The following is a 765-nucleotide window of genomic DNA, read 5'->3' on the forward strand; positions in this document are numbered from 1 at the left end:
AAGAACCAAACGATACAAGATTATATTACTACTGCAATACATTAGGAAGCAGTCCGAAAGATAATGTATCTTATAAATTTGAATTCATCTCGAACAATGGACAGAAACAAATGATAAATTTAAAAAGACAAAAAGAAGAATTTTCAATTTGGAAAATATTTTAGCCTTTAATAAAGGGCATACTGAATTGATATAGTGTTACTTCTTCAACTAACGGAGCAAGTTAGTTGAAGAAGTAAGATAAAAATTACATCAAAATTCACAATTCAAGTGAGCATAAGATTTCGAATGATTTTCTTTTAGAAAGGTGCTTGAGAGTAAATATTATAAAGGTAAAATGCACATAAATTCCTATCTTAAGGATTATGTGCATTGTGAATATTTGATATTTATGAATTTGTCTTTTCTGCCTCGTAATATCCTAATTTATGGAAATTATAAAGTTGATTAATATGCTCCTTAGGATATGCTTCTAATAATTCAAGAATTTCTTTTGCAAATTCTAATGAAGCTGTTCCATTTGCGGTCACAATTTTTCCGTCAGAAACTGCTTGCTCTAGTACATAATTCATTTCATTTCTGTAGTGATCTTTTGCATAAGTTTTCAAATCATTAAGATCATTGCTTGTATGCTTTATTTCATTTAACCATCCATTGGCTCCCATAAAAACTGTTGCATCACATATTGCCCCTACTGGAATATCCATAGTAAGTGCCTTTTCCATTAATGGAATGACGTTATTGTTTAGTGGCTTACGCCAAGAG

The 765-nt window shown here is 30.2% G+C and carries 1 protein-coding gene; it reads right to left on the reverse strand.

Translation table 11 applies throughout. The annotated features are described in order from the left end of the window. Positions 1–389: 389 nt before the first annotated feature. Positions 390–765, reverse strand: a 376-nt coding sequence (locus AC1DSL_RS19015) for a DJ-1/PfpI family protein (RefSeq protein ID WP_477533449.1), incomplete at its 5' end; no start/stop codon positions are given.

This window comes from Paenisporosarcina sp. P4_D4 (assembly GCF_056401835.1).